Origin of the sequence: Lancefieldella parvula DNF00906 (assembly GCF_000758945.1) — a bacterium.
GTDB lineage: Bacteria > Actinomycetota > Coriobacteriia > Coriobacteriales > Atopobiaceae > Lancefieldella > Lancefieldella parvula_C.
In genome coordinates this window covers 1-15,761 of record NZ_JRND01000025.1, presented here as the reverse complement: position 1 = coordinate 15,761, position 15,761 = coordinate 1, and the positions used below count along the sequence as shown (strand labels likewise).

Annotated in this window: 10 protein-coding genes and 1 riboswitch; of the genes, 9 read left to right on the top strand and 1 reads right to left on the bottom strand. The window is 53.2% G+C overall.

Annotated elements, in window-relative coordinates; all coding sequences use genetic code 11:
- The first annotated feature begins 89 nt into the window (after positions 1-89).
- The 5 genes from yihA (at position 90) to HMPREF1647_RS05370 (ending at position 6,832) form a co-directional block, all read left to right on the top strand.
- Positions 90-674 (top strand): ribosome biogenesis GTP-binding protein YihA/YsxC, encoded by a 585-nt coding sequence (yihA, locus tag HMPREF1647_RS05390; RefSeq protein WP_035427802.1) that lies wholly within the window; start codon positions 90-92, stop codon positions 672-674.
- A 7-nt stretch (positions 675-681) separates the two neighbouring features.
- On the top strand, positions 682-2,814 hold the full coding sequence (locus HMPREF1647_RS05385; RefSeq protein WP_035432809.1) for a HelD family protein: 2,133 nt from the start codon (positions 682-684) through the stop codon (positions 2,812-2,814).
- Positions 2,815-2,916: 102 nt separating this feature from the next.
- The gene (locus tag HMPREF1647_RS05380) at positions 2,917-3,273 is read left to right on the top strand and encodes a cupin domain-containing protein (protein WP_035432807.1); all 357 of its coding nucleotides are present in this window, start codon (positions 2,917-2,919) and stop codon (positions 3,271-3,273) included.
- Between the two features lie 253 nt (positions 3,274-3,526).
- The gene (gene eno, locus HMPREF1647_RS05375; protein WP_035432805.1) at positions 3,527-4,816 is read left to right on the top strand and encodes a phosphopyruvate hydratase; all 1,290 of its coding nucleotides are present in this window, start codon (positions 3,527-3,529) and stop codon (positions 4,814-4,816) included.
- Positions 4,817-5,524: 708 nt separating this feature from the next.
- A complete protein-coding gene (locus HMPREF1647_RS05370; RefSeq protein ID WP_035432803.1) occupies positions 5,525-6,832 on the top strand; it encodes a 6-phosphofructokinase in 1,308 nt (435 codons plus the stop codon).
- A gap of 151 nt (positions 6,833-6,983) precedes the next feature.
- Here HMPREF1647_RS05370 and murB read toward each other — a convergent pair whose 3' ends face one another.
- Positions 6,984-7,910, bottom strand: a complete 927-nt coding sequence (murB, locus tag HMPREF1647_RS05365; RefSeq protein WP_035432800.1) for a UDP-N-acetylmuramate dehydrogenase — start codon at positions 7,908-7,910, stop codon at positions 6,984-6,986.
- A 200-nt stretch (positions 7,911-8,110) separates the two neighbouring features.
- A riboswitch (FMN riboswitch) is annotated at positions 8,111-8,278 on the top strand.
- Positions 8,279-8,283: 5 nt separating this feature from the next.
- Here murB and HMPREF1647_RS05360 point away from each other — a divergent pair.
- The 4 genes from HMPREF1647_RS05360 to HMPREF1647_RS05345 all read left to right on the top strand — a co-directional run bounded on the left by HMPREF1647_RS05360 (position 8,284) and on the right by HMPREF1647_RS05345 (position 15,417).
- On the top strand, positions 8,284-8,871 hold the full coding sequence (locus tag HMPREF1647_RS05360) for an ECF transporter S component (RefSeq protein WP_052039155.1): 588 nt from the start codon (positions 8,284-8,286) through the stop codon (positions 8,869-8,871).
- Positions 8,864-10,735, top strand: coding sequence for an ABC transporter ATP-binding protein (locus HMPREF1647_RS05355; protein WP_035432796.1), 1,872 nt, complete (start codon positions 8,864-8,866; stop codon positions 10,733-10,735). Before HMPREF1647_RS05360 ends, HMPREF1647_RS05355 begins: the two co-directional genes overlap by 8 nt.
- Positions 10,725-11,519: an energy-coupling factor transporter transmembrane component T family protein gene (locus HMPREF1647_RS05350; protein ID WP_035432794.1), complete on the top strand. Its 795-nt coding sequence runs from the start codon at positions 10,725-10,727 to the stop codon at positions 11,517-11,519. Before HMPREF1647_RS05355 ends, HMPREF1647_RS05350 begins: the two co-directional genes overlap by 11 nt.
- 142 nt (positions 11,520-11,661) lie before the next feature.
- A complete protein-coding gene (locus tag HMPREF1647_RS05345; RefSeq protein WP_035432792.1) occupies positions 11,662-15,417 on the top strand; it encodes a phosphoribosylformylglycinamidine synthase in 3,756 nt (1,251 codons plus the stop codon).
- Positions 15,418-15,761 lie beyond the last annotated feature (344 nt).

Sequence of the window (15,761 nt, the reverse complement as noted above, 5' to 3'; positions counted from 1 at the left end):
CCTCCCACTACGGATGAATGGATTGTTAGCTACCTCCCAGTTTGCGCTAAAATAATACCTTACGTTTTTGAAGCGCAATGGGAGGCATCATGGGTCTTAAGTATGAAACCGCACAATATGAGGCATCATACGGGGCAATTTCACAACTTCCTTCTCCAGAGACCCCAGAGGTGGCTTTTGTGGGCCGCTCAAACGTGGGAAAGTCTTCCCTCTTAAATAAACTTATTGGCAGAAAACAGCTGGCACGAGTTTCAAGTGTTCCAGGCAAAACCGCTAATATCAACTTCTTTGATGTTGATGGCGTCAAATTTGTAGACTTGCCTGGATACGGATTTGCACGAGTTTCTCGCCAAGAAAAACAGCGCTGGGCAGACCTCATCGGTGGTTACTTTGAGCAAGAACGTAGCTTTAACCTGGTCATTAGTCTTGTTGATATCAGACACGAAGCTCAAAAACTTGATCTGCAGATGATTAGCTTTCTCCAAGAGGCTGATTTGCCCTTTGTAGTTGCGTTTACCAAGGCAGATAAAATTGCACGCGGCAAGCAAAATCAAGCCGCGGCCGCCCTGCGCAAGGCATTCCACATCACCCCTGAACAGGCCATTATTACCTCATCCGAGACCGGCCTGGGCATTGACGAGTTGCGCCGCCGCATCGAAGACGCAACTATCTAGGAGCATCATGGATCCAATCCACCAGCAAGAGCAAGAGCACCTCTCCCACGTATACCAAAAACTTGTTGAGATTCGTGAGGATTTGGACACAACGCTCAACACCACGCAAAAAGATGCAGCTAGAGACCTTCGTCAGATGAGTGAAGAAATCCGCCCAGACTTTGGTGGAGCGGACGAAACCATCGAGACCCTTGCGGCTATTGAGACGCTCAACAGCGTTATTGATACCTACAACCAGTACCACGATTTTACTGTCGAGAAACTCGGTCGCGTCGAAATTCTCTTGAGGCAGCCTTACTTTGCCAAGGTCACGCTCAAGATGCGACCTGGACGTCCTTCTCGCGATGTGTACATTGGTGCGGCAGGCATCACCGACAAAGACCGTACACCGCTTATTGTTGACTGGCGCAGCCCCGTTGCCGAGACGTATTACAACCAAGAGATGGGTACTACGTCGTACCAGGTAGACGGCAAGAAAAGAACGGTTGAACTGGAACTTAGACGACAATTTGACATCACGCGCGACAAGCTGAACCTCTACTTTGACACAACGGTTGCCATTGAAGACTCTCTGCTGCTTGCCGCTCTGAAACGTCAACACACCGAGAAACTGCAGGCCATCACCGCAACTATCCAGCGCGAACAAAACGTTGTTGTCAGGCACGAGGATGTGCCGGTTCTGCTGGTCAACGGTATTGCAGGCTCGGGCAAAACGTCCGTTTTGCTGCAGCGTATTGCGTACCTTCTCTACCAGCAGCGCACCACACTTACCGCAGATCAGGTGTACCTGTTCACTCCTAACGAGATGTTTGGTCGCTACATCAATACCGTTTTGCCTAGCATGGGCGAGCACAATCCGCAGGTATTTACCTGGGATTCTTTCCTCAAGGCTTTAGGTCTGGCCGACCACGCTTCGGGCGCCCACAACAACCCCGAGTCTCTGAAGAAACTTGAAGAGCAACTTGCCACACTTGAGCTCTATGAAGACGACTTCAAGGCCATTTCTGTTGAAGGAACCACGCTTATTAAGCCAGCTCAGGTGGCTAGTTCTGTGGCAAAGTTCTCACAATTCCCTGTGGGACCGCGCCTCATTGCACTTGCCAAAGACGAGCTCCACACCCGCCTGGAGCGCAGACTTGGCCAGATGGCTCACAACGACGAAATCCAGGAAGAGATGCTCTCCCTTGACGTTGAGCAGCAGCTTGAGGTCTTTGGTCGCACCATCAGCCCTTCCGACGAGGAAGAAGTTCTGGCGCGCACCCGCGAGTTCCTCAACTGGCGTTTTGCCTCTGCGCACGAGGTCATCGAGTCCGCTTCCTGGCTGCGCATCGACCGCATTGGCATGCGTATGCTCAACGCCTCCGCACTCAGCGGCGCCGAATGTGTTTACCTGCGTCTTCTTATCACAGGCGCTGGCGAGAAAAACATCAAGTTTGTCATGATTGACGAGGTCCAAGACTACACCGAAACGCAGCTTATGGTGCTTGGAAAGTACTTCTCGCGTGCGCACTTTCTGCTTTTGGGCGACTCTAACCAGGCAATTTGGGAAGATACCGCAACGTTTGAGCAGATTGAGAAGATCTTTAGTGCAACACACGGCGAGGGCGCTGTTTCTACCTGTAAGCTTCTGACCAGCTACCGCTCCTCTCCCGAGATTACCGCACTGTTTACCTCGCTTTTGAGCGAAGAAGAGCGTGGCCAGACAAGCTCCGTTCAACGCGGCGGCAAAAAACCTGAGTTTTTTGAGGTGGTCGCTGACAACAAAGATACTGAGCGCGCCGAGTACCTGCAGACTATGAAGTCCCTTATTGAGCAGGCACAAGAGTTTGACGGGCTGACCGCCATTGTGTGTACCGAGAAGTCTCGTGTTCGCTGGCTTGCCAAGCAGCTGGAAGGGTCTGCGGTCAAGGTGCTCACCAGCCACGATTCCCTACCCGCGAAGGGCGTTGTTCTTCTCGACCTTGCACTGGCAAAGGGCCTTGAGTTTGATCAGGTCATCGTTGCCGATGCACAAGAGGAAGTGTATAAAGCAGACGGAATTTCTCGCCGTAGGCTCTATACCGCACTGTCGCGCGCGATGCATCATGTGATGGTGGCCTCTCAGGGAAAGATGACTCCGCTGCTCAGTAAATTGCTTTAAAAAAAGCAATTTCTACCTGCGATTTTTTGGAAATTTACTGATTGAAGACGGCTAGTTCGGGTAAATGCTAGTCATCGATAACATTTACCGTTGGAGGTTAGTATGTCCGAAGAATTGATTCCTGGTGTCATGAAGAACATCGATGCAAAGACTGTGGTAACCCTTAAAGACCAGGTTGCATGCCTTTCTGGCCAGGTCATCAGCAAGACTCTTGCGCAAAACGATGCCGTCAGCGTTACCCTTTTTGGTTTTGGCGCAGGTGAAGAGATCGCAAGCCATCGCGCGGGCGGCGACGCATTTGTCACCATTCTTGAGGGACGCGCAAGCATTACCATCGATGACGATGTCTACACCCTTGAGGCAGGCCAGTCTATTGTGATGCCACTTGGTCACCCACATGCGCTTCAGGCTCCAGAAGAGTTCAAGATGCTGCTGGTTGTTGTGTATCCTCAAAAATAATTTATATATTTACCTAACAATTCCGCAGAATTCTACATAATTCTGCAGGCATTTTCTATTTGACCAGGTGGACAGTGCATCTGCCTGGTCAAATACTTTCTTTGTCCAGTCAAATAGTCTCTCTGCCTGGTCAAATAGTATCTACTTCTGGACTAATACTCTGTGTAATTACAATACACACCACATAACAGAATGGGTATACTATTTATGTCTGTGCAATCAGCAAAATGTTAAACCTAAAGAAAGGTGAGCTATGAGCCAGATTTTTGATGTTCACGCACGTGAGGTCCTCGATTCCCGTGGCAATCCAACCGTTGAGGTTGAGGTTGTTCTTGACGACGGTTCCTTTGGTCGTGCAATCGTTCCTTCCGGTGCTTCCACTGGTGAGTTCGAGGCTGTAGAGCTTCGCGACGGCGACAAGAGCCGTTACCTGGGCAAGGGCGTTCTGAAGGCAGTTGAGCACGTCAACACTGAGATCCGCGACCTTGTCATTGGTTGGGACGCAGAGGATCAGCGCGGCCTTGACCTCGCTATGATCAAGCTTGACGGCACTCCAAACAAGGGTCGCCTCGGCGCAAACGCTATTCTCGGCGTTTCTCTTGCTGTTGCTCACGCTGCAGCTGCTTCTGCTGAGCTTCCACTTTACGCTTACCTCGGTGGCGCAAACGCTCACACTCTTCCTGTTCCTATGATGAACGTCCTCAACGGTGGCGTCCACGCTGACAACAACGTTGACTTCCAGGAGTTCATGATTATGCCTGTTGGTGCTCCTGACTTCACCACCGCTCTTCGCTGGTGCGCACAGGTCTACCACACCCTCAAGGACACTCTGAAGTCCCAGGGCCTCAACACCGGTGTTGGTGACGAGGGCGGCTTTGCTCCAGACCTTAAGTCCAACGAGGAGCCACTTGAGCTTCTTGCCGAGGCTGTTAAGGCTGCTGGCTTTGAGCTTGGCAAGGACTTCCGCTTTGCTATGGACCCAGCTTCTTCTGAGTTCTACAACAAGGAGACCGGCAAGTATGACCTCAAGGGCGAGGGTCGCTCCCTTACCTCCGAGGAAATGGTTGCTTACTACGAGGAAATGGTCGAGAAGTTCCCAATCGTCTCCATCGAGGATGGCCTTGCAGAGGAGGACTGGGACGGTTGGAAGATCCTTACCCAGCGTCTGGGCAAGAAGATCCAGCTCGTCGGCGACGACCTCTTTGTTACCAACACTCAGCGCCTGAAGAAGGGCATTGAGGTTCACGCTGGTAACTCCATCCTCATCAAGGTCAACCAGATTGGTACCCTGACCGAGTCCCTCGAGGCTATCGAGATGGCTAAGCGCGCAGGTTACACCGCTGTTGTCTCCCACCGTTCCGGTGAGACCGAGGACACAACCATTGCTGACCTTGTTGTTGCAACCAACGCTGGTCAGATCAAGACTGGTGCACCTGCTCGTACCGAGCGTGTTGCTAAGTACAACCAGCTTCTCCGCATCGAGGATGACCTCGCTGAGGGTGCTGAGTACCTGGGCATGGACGCTTTCTACAACCTTCGTTAAACTCGCAGGTTGTACGCTAGACGGCGCGTGTCCGGCCCGACCGAACTGCAACGCCGTTTAGACTGCTAGAAGCTACGAAGCCGCATCTCATTTGAGGTGCGGCTTTTTTGTGCGCGCGGGTGCTGCGCGGGCGCTGCGGCACGAACGTCGGGGGCGGTGCGGGTCCGGGTGCGAGTGCGGGTCTGGGAACGGGTGCGAGTGTGGGTCTGGGAACGACTGCGTGAACTGCGGGTTTCTCGCCACGTCCGATGTTTGTAGCAGGTGTAAGGATCCCGTAGGCGCATCCGAACCTAGTTTGAAACACCCGAACACACCTATGTCGGATAATCTGCCGAAAATGCGTATACATTTCGTTGAAAATACTTATCTCATGCAGAATATCGTTATTAGATGTGTTTTTTATCCTTGATTTTGCAGATTATCCGACATAGATGTGTTTGCTTAACTCTGAAATTAAGGGTAATTAAATCTTTGATATATCTTCATTCATAATTATGTATATCAGATAGAAATTATGCATAATAGTGAATTGAGCGTACGTGATTAAATTCAAATTCTATAACCAAAGCTGCTCCACGATGTATTTGGGCTATTGAGTCTGGTTTTATCTGCAGTTTTTTGAGGATGTTCCGTCAGTCGATATAACGGCACCGCAGCATCCCACCGCGGTTATACTTGATATGTCAACTCTCAAGAATCCGAGGCGCCATGAACACCACATCAGAGCATGTAATACGCACAATCCTGGTTGGACAGTCGGGCGGGCCGACTGCAGCCATCAATGCATCGCTTGCGGGTGTTATTCGCGCAGCTCACGCCCAGGGCCTCCGAGTGCTCGGGATGCGCAACGGAATCCAGGGATTTCTTGAGGGCGGCGTCGTTGATCTGGTGGAAGCACTTGAACTTACAGCGTCTGAATCCGGATCGTCCAACCACGCATCCACAAATCCTGGCGAGAAGAACCTCCAGCTCCTAAGGAAAACGCCATCAAGCTGGCTGGGTAGCTGCCGCTTTAAGCTGCCGGAGCTTGCTGACAACTCAGAATCCGCAGCCATCTCCCCTATCTACCAGCAGATTGATGCGCAGCTCAAGAAATACCAGGTAGATGCCGTGCTTTACATCGGCGGAAACGATTCCATGGACACAACGGACAAGTTGTCTCGATACTTTGCCCAGGTAGACAGTGCCGTTCGCGTTGTAGGTGTGCCAAAAACCATCGACAACGACCTTGAGGGCACCGATCACACCCCCGGCTTTGGTAGCGCGGCGCGATTCGTTGCGTCCGTAACCGCCGAGCTCACCCGCGACGGCGGCGTCTACAACAGCAAAAACGTCACGTTTATCGAAGCCATGGGTCGCGACGCCGGCTGGCTCACGGCAGCTGGTGCGCTGGCACAAGATATTTGCGGAACTGCCCCGGATTTTGTCCTCCTGCCCGAGGTTCCGCTTGATGAACACGCGCTACTTTCCACCATTGAGCAGCGACTTCGCGAGAAAAACAACGTGATTGTAGTTGTTAGCGAGGGCGTTCATCACGCAGATGGTAGTTTCCTTTTTGATGCAAAATCCGTTGCGATTGACACGTTTGGCCACCTCGCGGCACAATCCGGAACGGCTCAATACTTGTCGCAGCTAGCCAAGGATCAACTGGACGTAAAGTCTCGCGGCATTGAGCTCAATACGCTGCAGCGTTGCGCTTCGCATGCTGCTAGCAAGGTTGACTTGGACGAGGCAGAAGCGCTCGGTGCTGCAGGAGTTGAAGCTGTTCTCCAAGGTAAAACCGGTGTTATGGTAGGCGTTCACCGAACTTCTGATGTCCCATATACTTCGGAGATTCGCGCCACCCCTGTCGCCGATGTTGCTAACAAGGTAAAGCTTGTACCTCGAGAAATGATCTCCGAAGACGGCTTCAACGTTACCGACACTGCCCTGACCTATCTGCGTCCTCTTGTCGCAGGTATGGAGGAGCCGATTTCTACCGACGGACTTCCCCGTTTTCTTGCGGAGCTATCGTAGCGATTCGTTGCGGACGAAACAGTGCCGCGCGGACGCGTGCGACCCGTTGCGGGCGCGACAGTGCCGCGCAGACGCGAGTGATCCGTTGCGGATGCGACAGCGCCGTGCAGACGCGTGTAATCCGTTGTGGATGGGTGTGAGCCGCGGCTCACTACTCTCCGAGGAACCTTACCTCGGGGTGGAGCTCAACATCAAACTGGCGCTTGACCTCTGCCTGAACATGCTCGATAACAGCATGAACCTCAGCAGCAGTAGCGTTGTCGTAGTTGACCACAAAACCAGCATGCTTATCGGAAACACCGGCACCGCCAAAGCGATAGCCCTTAAGACCAGCGTCGGTGACAAGCTTGCCAACAAAGTGACCCTCAGGACGCTTGAAAGTTGAACCAGCGGAAGGCAGCTCAAGAGGCTGCTTTTCCTCGCGAGCGCGCGTGAACTCTTCCATCTTTTCGCGGATCTTCTCGCCATCCGCACGGTGAAGATTGAACGTGGCAGAAAGCACAATCATGCCCTCATCAGCGATTCTGCTGTGACGATAACCCAGGTCAAGCTCGGAAGCGTCCAGCGTAGCAAAGGTGCCGTCGGCGAGAAGGACACGGACGGATTTGAGCACGTCAGCGATGCAGCCGTCGTAAGCGCCTGCGTTCATGAAGCATGCGCCGCCCACAGAACCTGGGATGCCACAGGCAAACTCAAGTCCAGAAAGGTCCAGCTCACAGGCCATCTCAGAAGCCTCTTTAAGGCCAACGCCGGCCTGGCAGGTCATCTCGGTGTCGTCGATGCTTACGCCGGTCAGGCCGTCAGCGACGGCAATAATGACGCCGCGATATCCTGCATCAGAAACAAGCAGGTCAGAGCCGTAGCCGAGAATAAAATAAGGAGCTTCTGCGTCTTTAACCGCAAGGAGAATCTCTTTAACCTCATCGGGATCATCAGGGATGACATAGAGATCCGCAGGTCCACCCACTTTAAAGGTGGTGTGCTCGCTCATTGGCTCGTCTACCAGGACGTTCTCTTCTCCAACAATCGAGCAAAGCTTTCCGGCCAGGCTTTGTAAGTCATAGCCACTTTCAGACATGTAACACGCTCCTTAGTAAGTTACTTTTTATAGTTTATCGCAAGCGAGAAAAACGTGGCGTTGGGGCGAGAAAATCATGACGTTGGGCCGAGAAAATCATGATTCTGGAACGATAAAACAGTTTCTTTTGCAATTCTGTCAAAGAAATGTCCATCCTCTTTTGCGAGTTATCAGCTGTTAACTCTGCTATAGTGAATATCGATATGTTTCAGAAATGGTTGCAATTACCTACTGGTGGTAAGGTGGCCGAGCTTTAGGGTTTGTAACAACCCAGTTCTATAAGCCATCAAGTCCGCGACCCGCAAAAAGGCGGTTAACCTGGTTAAAGTCCAGGACCAACGGTACAGTCCGGATGTCAGAAACGGAGACTTTTATGGCTTCATCCCACTCAACCCACGCAACAACCGCATCTTCTAACGGCTGGTCTACCAAGAGAATCGCTATTCTCGCCATGCTTTGTGCAGCTGCTGCAATCAGCACCATGGTGCTTCAGTTCCCCCTGATTCCAGGTGTGACGTTTTTGAAGTACGATCCATCGGGAGTCTTTGCCCTGCTCGCAGGCGTAGCTTTTGGCCCTGCTGCAGGCGCGATCGTCTCGGTGCTTCCCTACCTTCTGCACCTCACTACGGAATCCGGAATTTACGGCACTATCATGGCAATTCTGGCAACACTTACCTACGTTTTGCCTGTTTCGCTGATTGTGTATAACCGTTCCGAGAAGATCAAGCAGCTGATACTTGCCCTGATTGTGGGCAGCGTTGTCAGCGTTGTCGCATGCATTCTGGGCAACCTTGTAGTTACCCCAATCTACACCGGCATGAGCGTCGAGGCGGTAAGCGGACTGATTGTCCCTGCTCTTCTCCCCTTCAACGTGGTAAAGGTTGCCATCAACAGCATCATCTTTGTTGTGATTATGCGCTCAGCTACCTCACTTTTTGAGAGCATCAAAAACGGTGAGTAGTCTGCTGGACAACTCCCCAGATACATACACGTCTGAAAGCGCTGCACAAACTCAGGACCTCCCTATAGCTGCAACGCTTTTAGACGTGACCTTTGTGCACGCAAAGGACGTAGTTGCCTTAGACCACGTCTCGTTTTCTATTCCGGCAGGTAAACGTACCTGTATTGTTGGCGCAAACGGATCGGGCAAGTCCACGGTGGCCTCAATTCTCTCTGGCCTTACCGCGCCTGACGAGGGCACCGTTACCTTTTTGGGAACCACCGTTGTCAATGACGGCCAAGTAAACTTTGAGGCGTACAAAACCATTCGTCCACAGCTGGGCCTAGTCTTCCAAAATCCTGAGGATCAGATTATCTGCAGCGTAGTCGCAGACGACATTGCCTTTGGTCTGGAGAACCTTCAGGTGCCCAGTGACCAGATAACACCGCTGGTAGAACAGCAGATTGAACTTGGGACTCTCACCGAGTTTGCGTCAGAAAATCCACAGATGCTTTCAGGCGGCCAGCAGCAGCGCGTGGCCATCTCGGGCGCGCTGGTCATGAAACCGCAAATCCTGATTCTTGACGAACCTTCCGCAGCTCTTGACGTTGTGCATAGAAATAACGTCATGGGCCTTGTCGAGAAACTCCGTGCAGCTGGAAAGACTATTGTTCACGTAACGCATTTCATGGACGAAGTGGTTTCCGCTGACCACGTGATTGCCTTGGACGACGGTCGCGTTGCGTTTGAGGGAACGCCTGAAGCCCTCTTTGAACAGCACGAGCTAGTTGAATGCCTGCATCTTGAAGAGCCGTTTGCCTATCAGGTGGCGCAGGCGCTCAACAACCGCGGAGTTGTCGTGTGCAAATCACCTTCGGCTGAGCGCGTGCTTAACGAGCTGACGGGGCTTCTCGCCACAGCGGCGCAGGGCGAGAAGGGCGGCGTGGCTGAAAGCTGCGGAACAGCTGCTACCAACCGTGACGTGGCTGCGATCAGAAACGCATCCGAGTCAGCGGCGGTTTCCGTGCGCGACGTTACGTTCTCGTACCAGAAACCTGTGCTCAAAAACATCTCGGTTGACGTGCAAAAAGGCTCGCATGTTGCCGTTATTGGCTCCACTGGTTCGGGCAAGTCCACCCTTGCGCGCTTGATTTGTGCACTTGATACGCCTGATTCCGGAAGCCTCTGCGTGGCTGGACTGGATACTCGACAGAAGCAAAACCGCAGAAAACTTCACGGTATTGTTGGCTACGTCATGCAGCGACCAGAGCGCCAGCTTTTTGCACAGACGGTTGCCGAAGACGTGGCGTTTGGCCCCTCTAACCTGAGTCTTTCTGCCTGCGATATAACAATCGCTGTAAATGACGCTCTGAAACTTGTCGGTCTTTCCCACAAGGCAGATGCATCCCCTTTTGAGCTTTCTGGTGGTCAACAGAGACTTTGCGCACTTGCGGGCGTTATTGCTATGCAGCCAAAGGTGCTCGTGCTTGATGAGCCTACCAGCGGACTTGACCCCTACTATTGCTCTGAGCTCAGAAAAATTATCAACGCCGTTCTTGAAGACGGCTGCACCGTTATTGAACTCACACACTCGATGGAGGATGCGGCAGAAACTGACCAGATTATCGTGCTCCACGAGGGTGACCTGGTGTTCTCTGGTACGCCTTATCAAACATTTACTCATTTCACAGAGGCAGAATTCCAGGAGCTTGGACTGGGCATTCCTCATGCGCTTGCGTGGGCACAGCGCCTGTCCCGCACTACAGGAATCAACCTGGGAGAACCTTTAACCCTATCTGAGCTGGTAGATGCTCTGGTCGGCGCCGCACAGGACAGCGCCGCACAGCCCAGCGACCTCACACAAGGAGGCCGCTATGGCGCTTAAGATTTCTGTCGGCCAGTACTATCACGGGGACTCGCTCATCCATAGGCTTAATCCCAACGTTAAGTGCCTGGCTGCACTTCTTTTGATGCTCACAACGTTTTTTATCCGCACGGCACCACAGCTTGCGCTGCTGGTAGTAGGTGCACTTTGCCTACTAGCTCTGGCAAAAATCCCCATCAAACAAGTGCTTGTATCAATCATCCCACTTGCTTGGCTGCTCATCTTCCTTTCTCTCTTTAACCTGTTGCTTACGCGAGAAGGAACTGTGCTTGTTTCCTGGTCAATCTTTACCATCACTGATGTGGGAGCATGGAGCGCTTTTCTCTACCCCGTGCGCATTTTAGCTGCAATTTTGATGGGTGCGTTACTTCTGCTGACCACCACTCAGACTGATCTGGGCAACGCCTTTGAAGCAGCTTGCTCACCGCTCTCAAAAATTGGCCTTCCCGGTAAAGAAATTGCCATGATTTTCTCGCTTATGCTGCGCTTTATTCCAACACTTGCGGGCGACGCCGTGTCCATTTCCGAGGCCCAAACTGCTCGCGCAGGAGACGTTGCTTCAGGCTCGCTTCCTAAAAGACTTCGTGCAACTTTCTCCATTGTGGTGGCGCTTTTAGCAAGCTCGCTCAGACACGCCAACAACCTTTCCAAGGCACTTGATGCTCGCCACTATGTAGCAGGGGCTTCTCGCACACGTTGGCATCAGCCAACCTTTGGCGCTCGCGAAGTAATTGCCTTGGGCATAACCGCCTGTTTTATCGCCCTTGTCTTTGTACTGGCGTAAAAACTTTTAACTAATAAATTTGTATTTTTAACGCTCTGTTACAACCCATTTTTCTTTTCTCGACAAGCGCCAATTTGTCCACCTAAGTAACGTACAATAAAGCCAGTAAAAGCGTTCAAGGCTTGCATTGAAAGGTGGCCCCATGGTCCTGCGCGTCTACGTCCAAAGAAAATCTGGTTTCGAGGGCGAGGCAAAAGCCCTGCTCAAAGAAGTGAAAGACCTTCTTGGTATTACCGAGTTACAACGCATTGACCTGCTCAACCGCTACGATGTTGAGGGAATTTCAGAGGAACTCTTTGAGTCCTGCATCCCCACCGTTTTCTCAGAGCCACAGTCCGATCTTGCCAGCCGTACCATGCCAGAGTTTTCTTCTGAAGGTGCGGCTGTTCATACGTTTGCTGTTGAGTTTTTGCCTGGCCAGTTTGACCAGCGCGCAGACTCCGCAGCTGAGTGTGTGCAGCTTATTAGCCAGGGTGAGCGTCCTCTTGTTCGCTCCGCACGCATTTATGTGCTGACCGGAAACCTCACCGAGGCAGACGTTGCTGCCATCAAGAATTACCTGATCAACCCTGTTGAGGCTCGCGAGGCTTCCCTTGAGCTGCCCGAGACCCTCAAGATTTCCATTCCAGAGCCTGCTGACGTAGAGGTTCTTAAGGGCTTTAACACCCTTGACCAGGACGGTCTCAAGGAGTTCATTGCTTCTCACGGTCTTGCTATGGACCTGGCTGACCTCACCTTCTGCCAGCAGTACTTCACCGATGAGCAGCGCGATCCTACCATCACCGAGATTCGCGTCATTGATACCTACTGGTCAGACCACTGCCGCCACACCACCTTTAACACAGGAATTACCGGCGTGCAGATTGATGATGACCTGGTAAAGGCTGCGTTTGAGAAGTACCTCTCCATGCGCAAAGAGCTTGGGCGAGAAGATCGCGCCGTCTCTCTTTGGGATATGGCCACTATTGGTGCAAAGTATCTTCGCGAGAAGGGCGTCCTCACCAATCTTGATGAGTCTGAAGAAATCAACGCCTGTACCGTAAAAGTCAAGGTGGACGTTGACGGCAAAGACGAAGACTGGCTCTTCCTCTTCAAGAACGAGACTCACAACCACCCAACCGAGATTGAGCCCTTTGGTGGCGCAGCTACCTGCATTGGTGGCGCAATCCGCGATCCCCTTTCTGGCCGCAGCTACGTCTACCAGGCAATGCGCGTCACAGGCGCTGCAGATCCAACCGTTCCTGTTTCTCAAACACTTCCTGGAAAGCTTCCCCAGCGCACCATTGTTCGTACGGCAGCTGCAGGTTATTCCAGCTACGGTAACCAGATTGGCCTTGCTACGGGCCAGGTTTCTGAGCTCTACCACCCAGGCTATGTTGCAAAACGCATGGAGATTGGTGCCGTTGTAGGCGCAACTCCTCAAAGCCACGTTCGCCGCGAGCGCCCAGAAGATGGCGACATCATCGTTCTTCTCGGCGGCCGCACTGGTCGCGACGGCATTGGCGGCGCAACTGGTTCTTCCAAGGCTCACGACGCTGGCTCCATTGAGCGCGACGGTGCCGAGGTCCAGAAGGGTAACGCCCCTGTTGAGCGCAAGCTTCAGCGCCTCTTCCGCCGTGAAGACGCTTGCAAGCTCATTAAGCGCTGCAACGACTTTGGTGCAGGCGGCGTTTCTGTTGCTATTGGCGAGCTTGCCGACGGCCTTGACGTCAACCTGGATGCTGTTCCTAAGAAGTATGACGGCCTTGATGGCACTGAGCTGGCAATCTCTGAGTCTCAGGAGCGCATGGCCGTTGCACTTGAGGCAAAAGACGTCGATCAGTTCTGCGCATACGCCCGCGAGGAAAACCTCGAGGCAACCATTGTGGCAACAGTCACCGAGGACCCTCGCCTGGTCATGCGTTGGCGCGGTCAGAAGATTGTCAACATTAGCCGCGCATTTCTCGCCTCAAACGGCGCTCCTAAATCAATTACCGTGCGCCTGGCCAAGCCTCTTGCCTACCAGCGCACCTGGGCAGGCTCAACTCTTGGCGAGAAACTCCACTCGCTGGTACGCGATCTAAACGTTGCCTCTAACAAGGGCCTCTCCGAGCGTTTTGACTCCACCATTGGCGCAGGTACCGTCCTTATGCCATTCGGTGGCGCTCGTCAGCTGACCCCTGCCCTCTCTATGGTGGCTAAGCTTCCTGTTATGGGCCAGACCAACACCGTCTCGGGCATGGCCTGGGGCTTTAACCCCTACCTCATGGAGGCCGACCAGTTCCGCGGCGCATACCTCTCTGTTGTTGAGTCCGTTTCCAAGCTGGTTGCAACCGGCTTTAAGTACCAGGACCTCTACCTCACCTTCCAGGAGTACTTCGAGAAGCTCGGCCAGAATCCTAACCGTTGGGGCAAGCCAGCCGCTGCCCTTCTTGGCGCGCTGATGGCACAGGTCAACCTTGGTCTTGCTGCTGTCGGAGGCAAGGACTCCATGTCCGGTACCTTTGAGGACCTAGACGTTCCGCCAACGCTAGTTTCGTTTGCTACCGGCCTTACCAAGGTAGACAAGATTGTCTCAAACGAGTTCAAAGACGCAGGTCACAGGCTTATTTCCATTGTTCCATCCTACGACGAGTCCGGCCTTCTCCCCGATAACGACTCCCTGCTCACCGCATACAAGCTGGTCAGTACCCTGGTCCAGTCCAAGAGCGCACTTGCCATTACTACACCAGGTTACGGCGGCGTGGCCGAGGCTCTCTTCAAGAGCTGCCTAGGCAACAAGCTGGGTGTTGAGCTGGTTCCAGAGATTTCTGCCAACGCGCTCTTCTCGCCAACTTACGGTGCCTTCATCGTTGAGCTGGCAGACGGCGTATCCGTTGACGACGTCGACGGCGTGTGCGTGGCTCCTCTGGGCGTCACCACGTCTGAGTACGTCTTGAGCGCATGTGGCGATAAGATCGACCTCTCCGAGCTCCAAGAAGCATGGGAGCACCCACTTGAGGAGGTCTTCCCTTACCGCGGAGGCTCCGATGAGGCTGTAGAGAAAATCAGCTTCGACGGTGCATCCACACGACACTCCTATGCTGGTCCAGCCCTTATCGCACCTGCTCGCCCACGTGTCATCATCCCCGTATTCCCTGGTAACAACTGCGAATACGACGTCGCGCGCGCCTTTGAGCGTGCGGGCGCTGACCCAACCACGCTGGTCATCAACAACCTGACTCCTCAGGACATTGTTGAGTCCGCAAATGCGCTGGCAGAGTCCATCAAGAAGAGTCAGATTGTTATGATTCCAGGCGGCTTCTCCGGCGGAGACGAGCCCGACGGATCTGCTAAGTTTATCTGCGCACTCTTCCGTGCTCCTCAGGTTACTGAGGCTGTTCGTGAGCTTCTGCAGCAGCGCGATGGCCTTATGCTGGGCATCTGCAACGGCTTCCAGGCGCTCATCAAGCTGGGACTTGTTCCTTACGGCGACATTCGCCCTATGGACGACACCTGCCCAACGCTGACGTTCAACACCATCGGCCGTCACCAAAGCCAGCTTGTCCGTACCAGCGTTGCGTCCACGATGTCCCCATGGCTCTCTAAGTGCGCACTTGGCGACATCCATACCATTGCGATCAGCCACGGAGAAGGCCGCTTTGTTGCCTCCGACGAGCTGCTTGAGACACTCAAGGCAAACGGCCAGATTGCAACGCAGTACGTTGACGCAACAGGCACTCCAAGCATGGACTTCTCCGTTAACCCTAACGGCTCCGTCCTGGCTATCGAGGGCATTACCAGCCCCGATGGTCGCGTTTTGGGCAAGATGGGCCACACAGAGCGCTCCGGTGCGGGCCTCTACAAGAACATTCCTGAGCTCACTGCTGGCGACCAGTTCCAGCCTCTCATCGAGGGCGGTGTCGAGTACTTCAAGTAAGGCGCGAGTGCGGCGACGGCAACGCTGCAGGTCAGCGCCGCGTGCGTACGCAAGTTGCGAGTGATTTCAACCCGGTATCCATTTCGTGTGGATGCCGGGTTTCTTGTGCGAAAGCGCTGCTAGTGGACGGGGTTTCTCGTCAGGCGGGTGGTGTGCTCGAAGCGCACATCCGCTACATGCTCGGTCGCGCCTGGGCGCGCCTGATTTCTGCAAAGAATCTGTAACTTCTGCCTAAATAAGTAAAAGAATCGGTGGATTTGCCTGATTTTGTCAAAGAATCGGTACCTCAAATACAGATTCTTTGCACTTTTTAGGCGGACTTTTCTAGACGTAACTCTGATTTC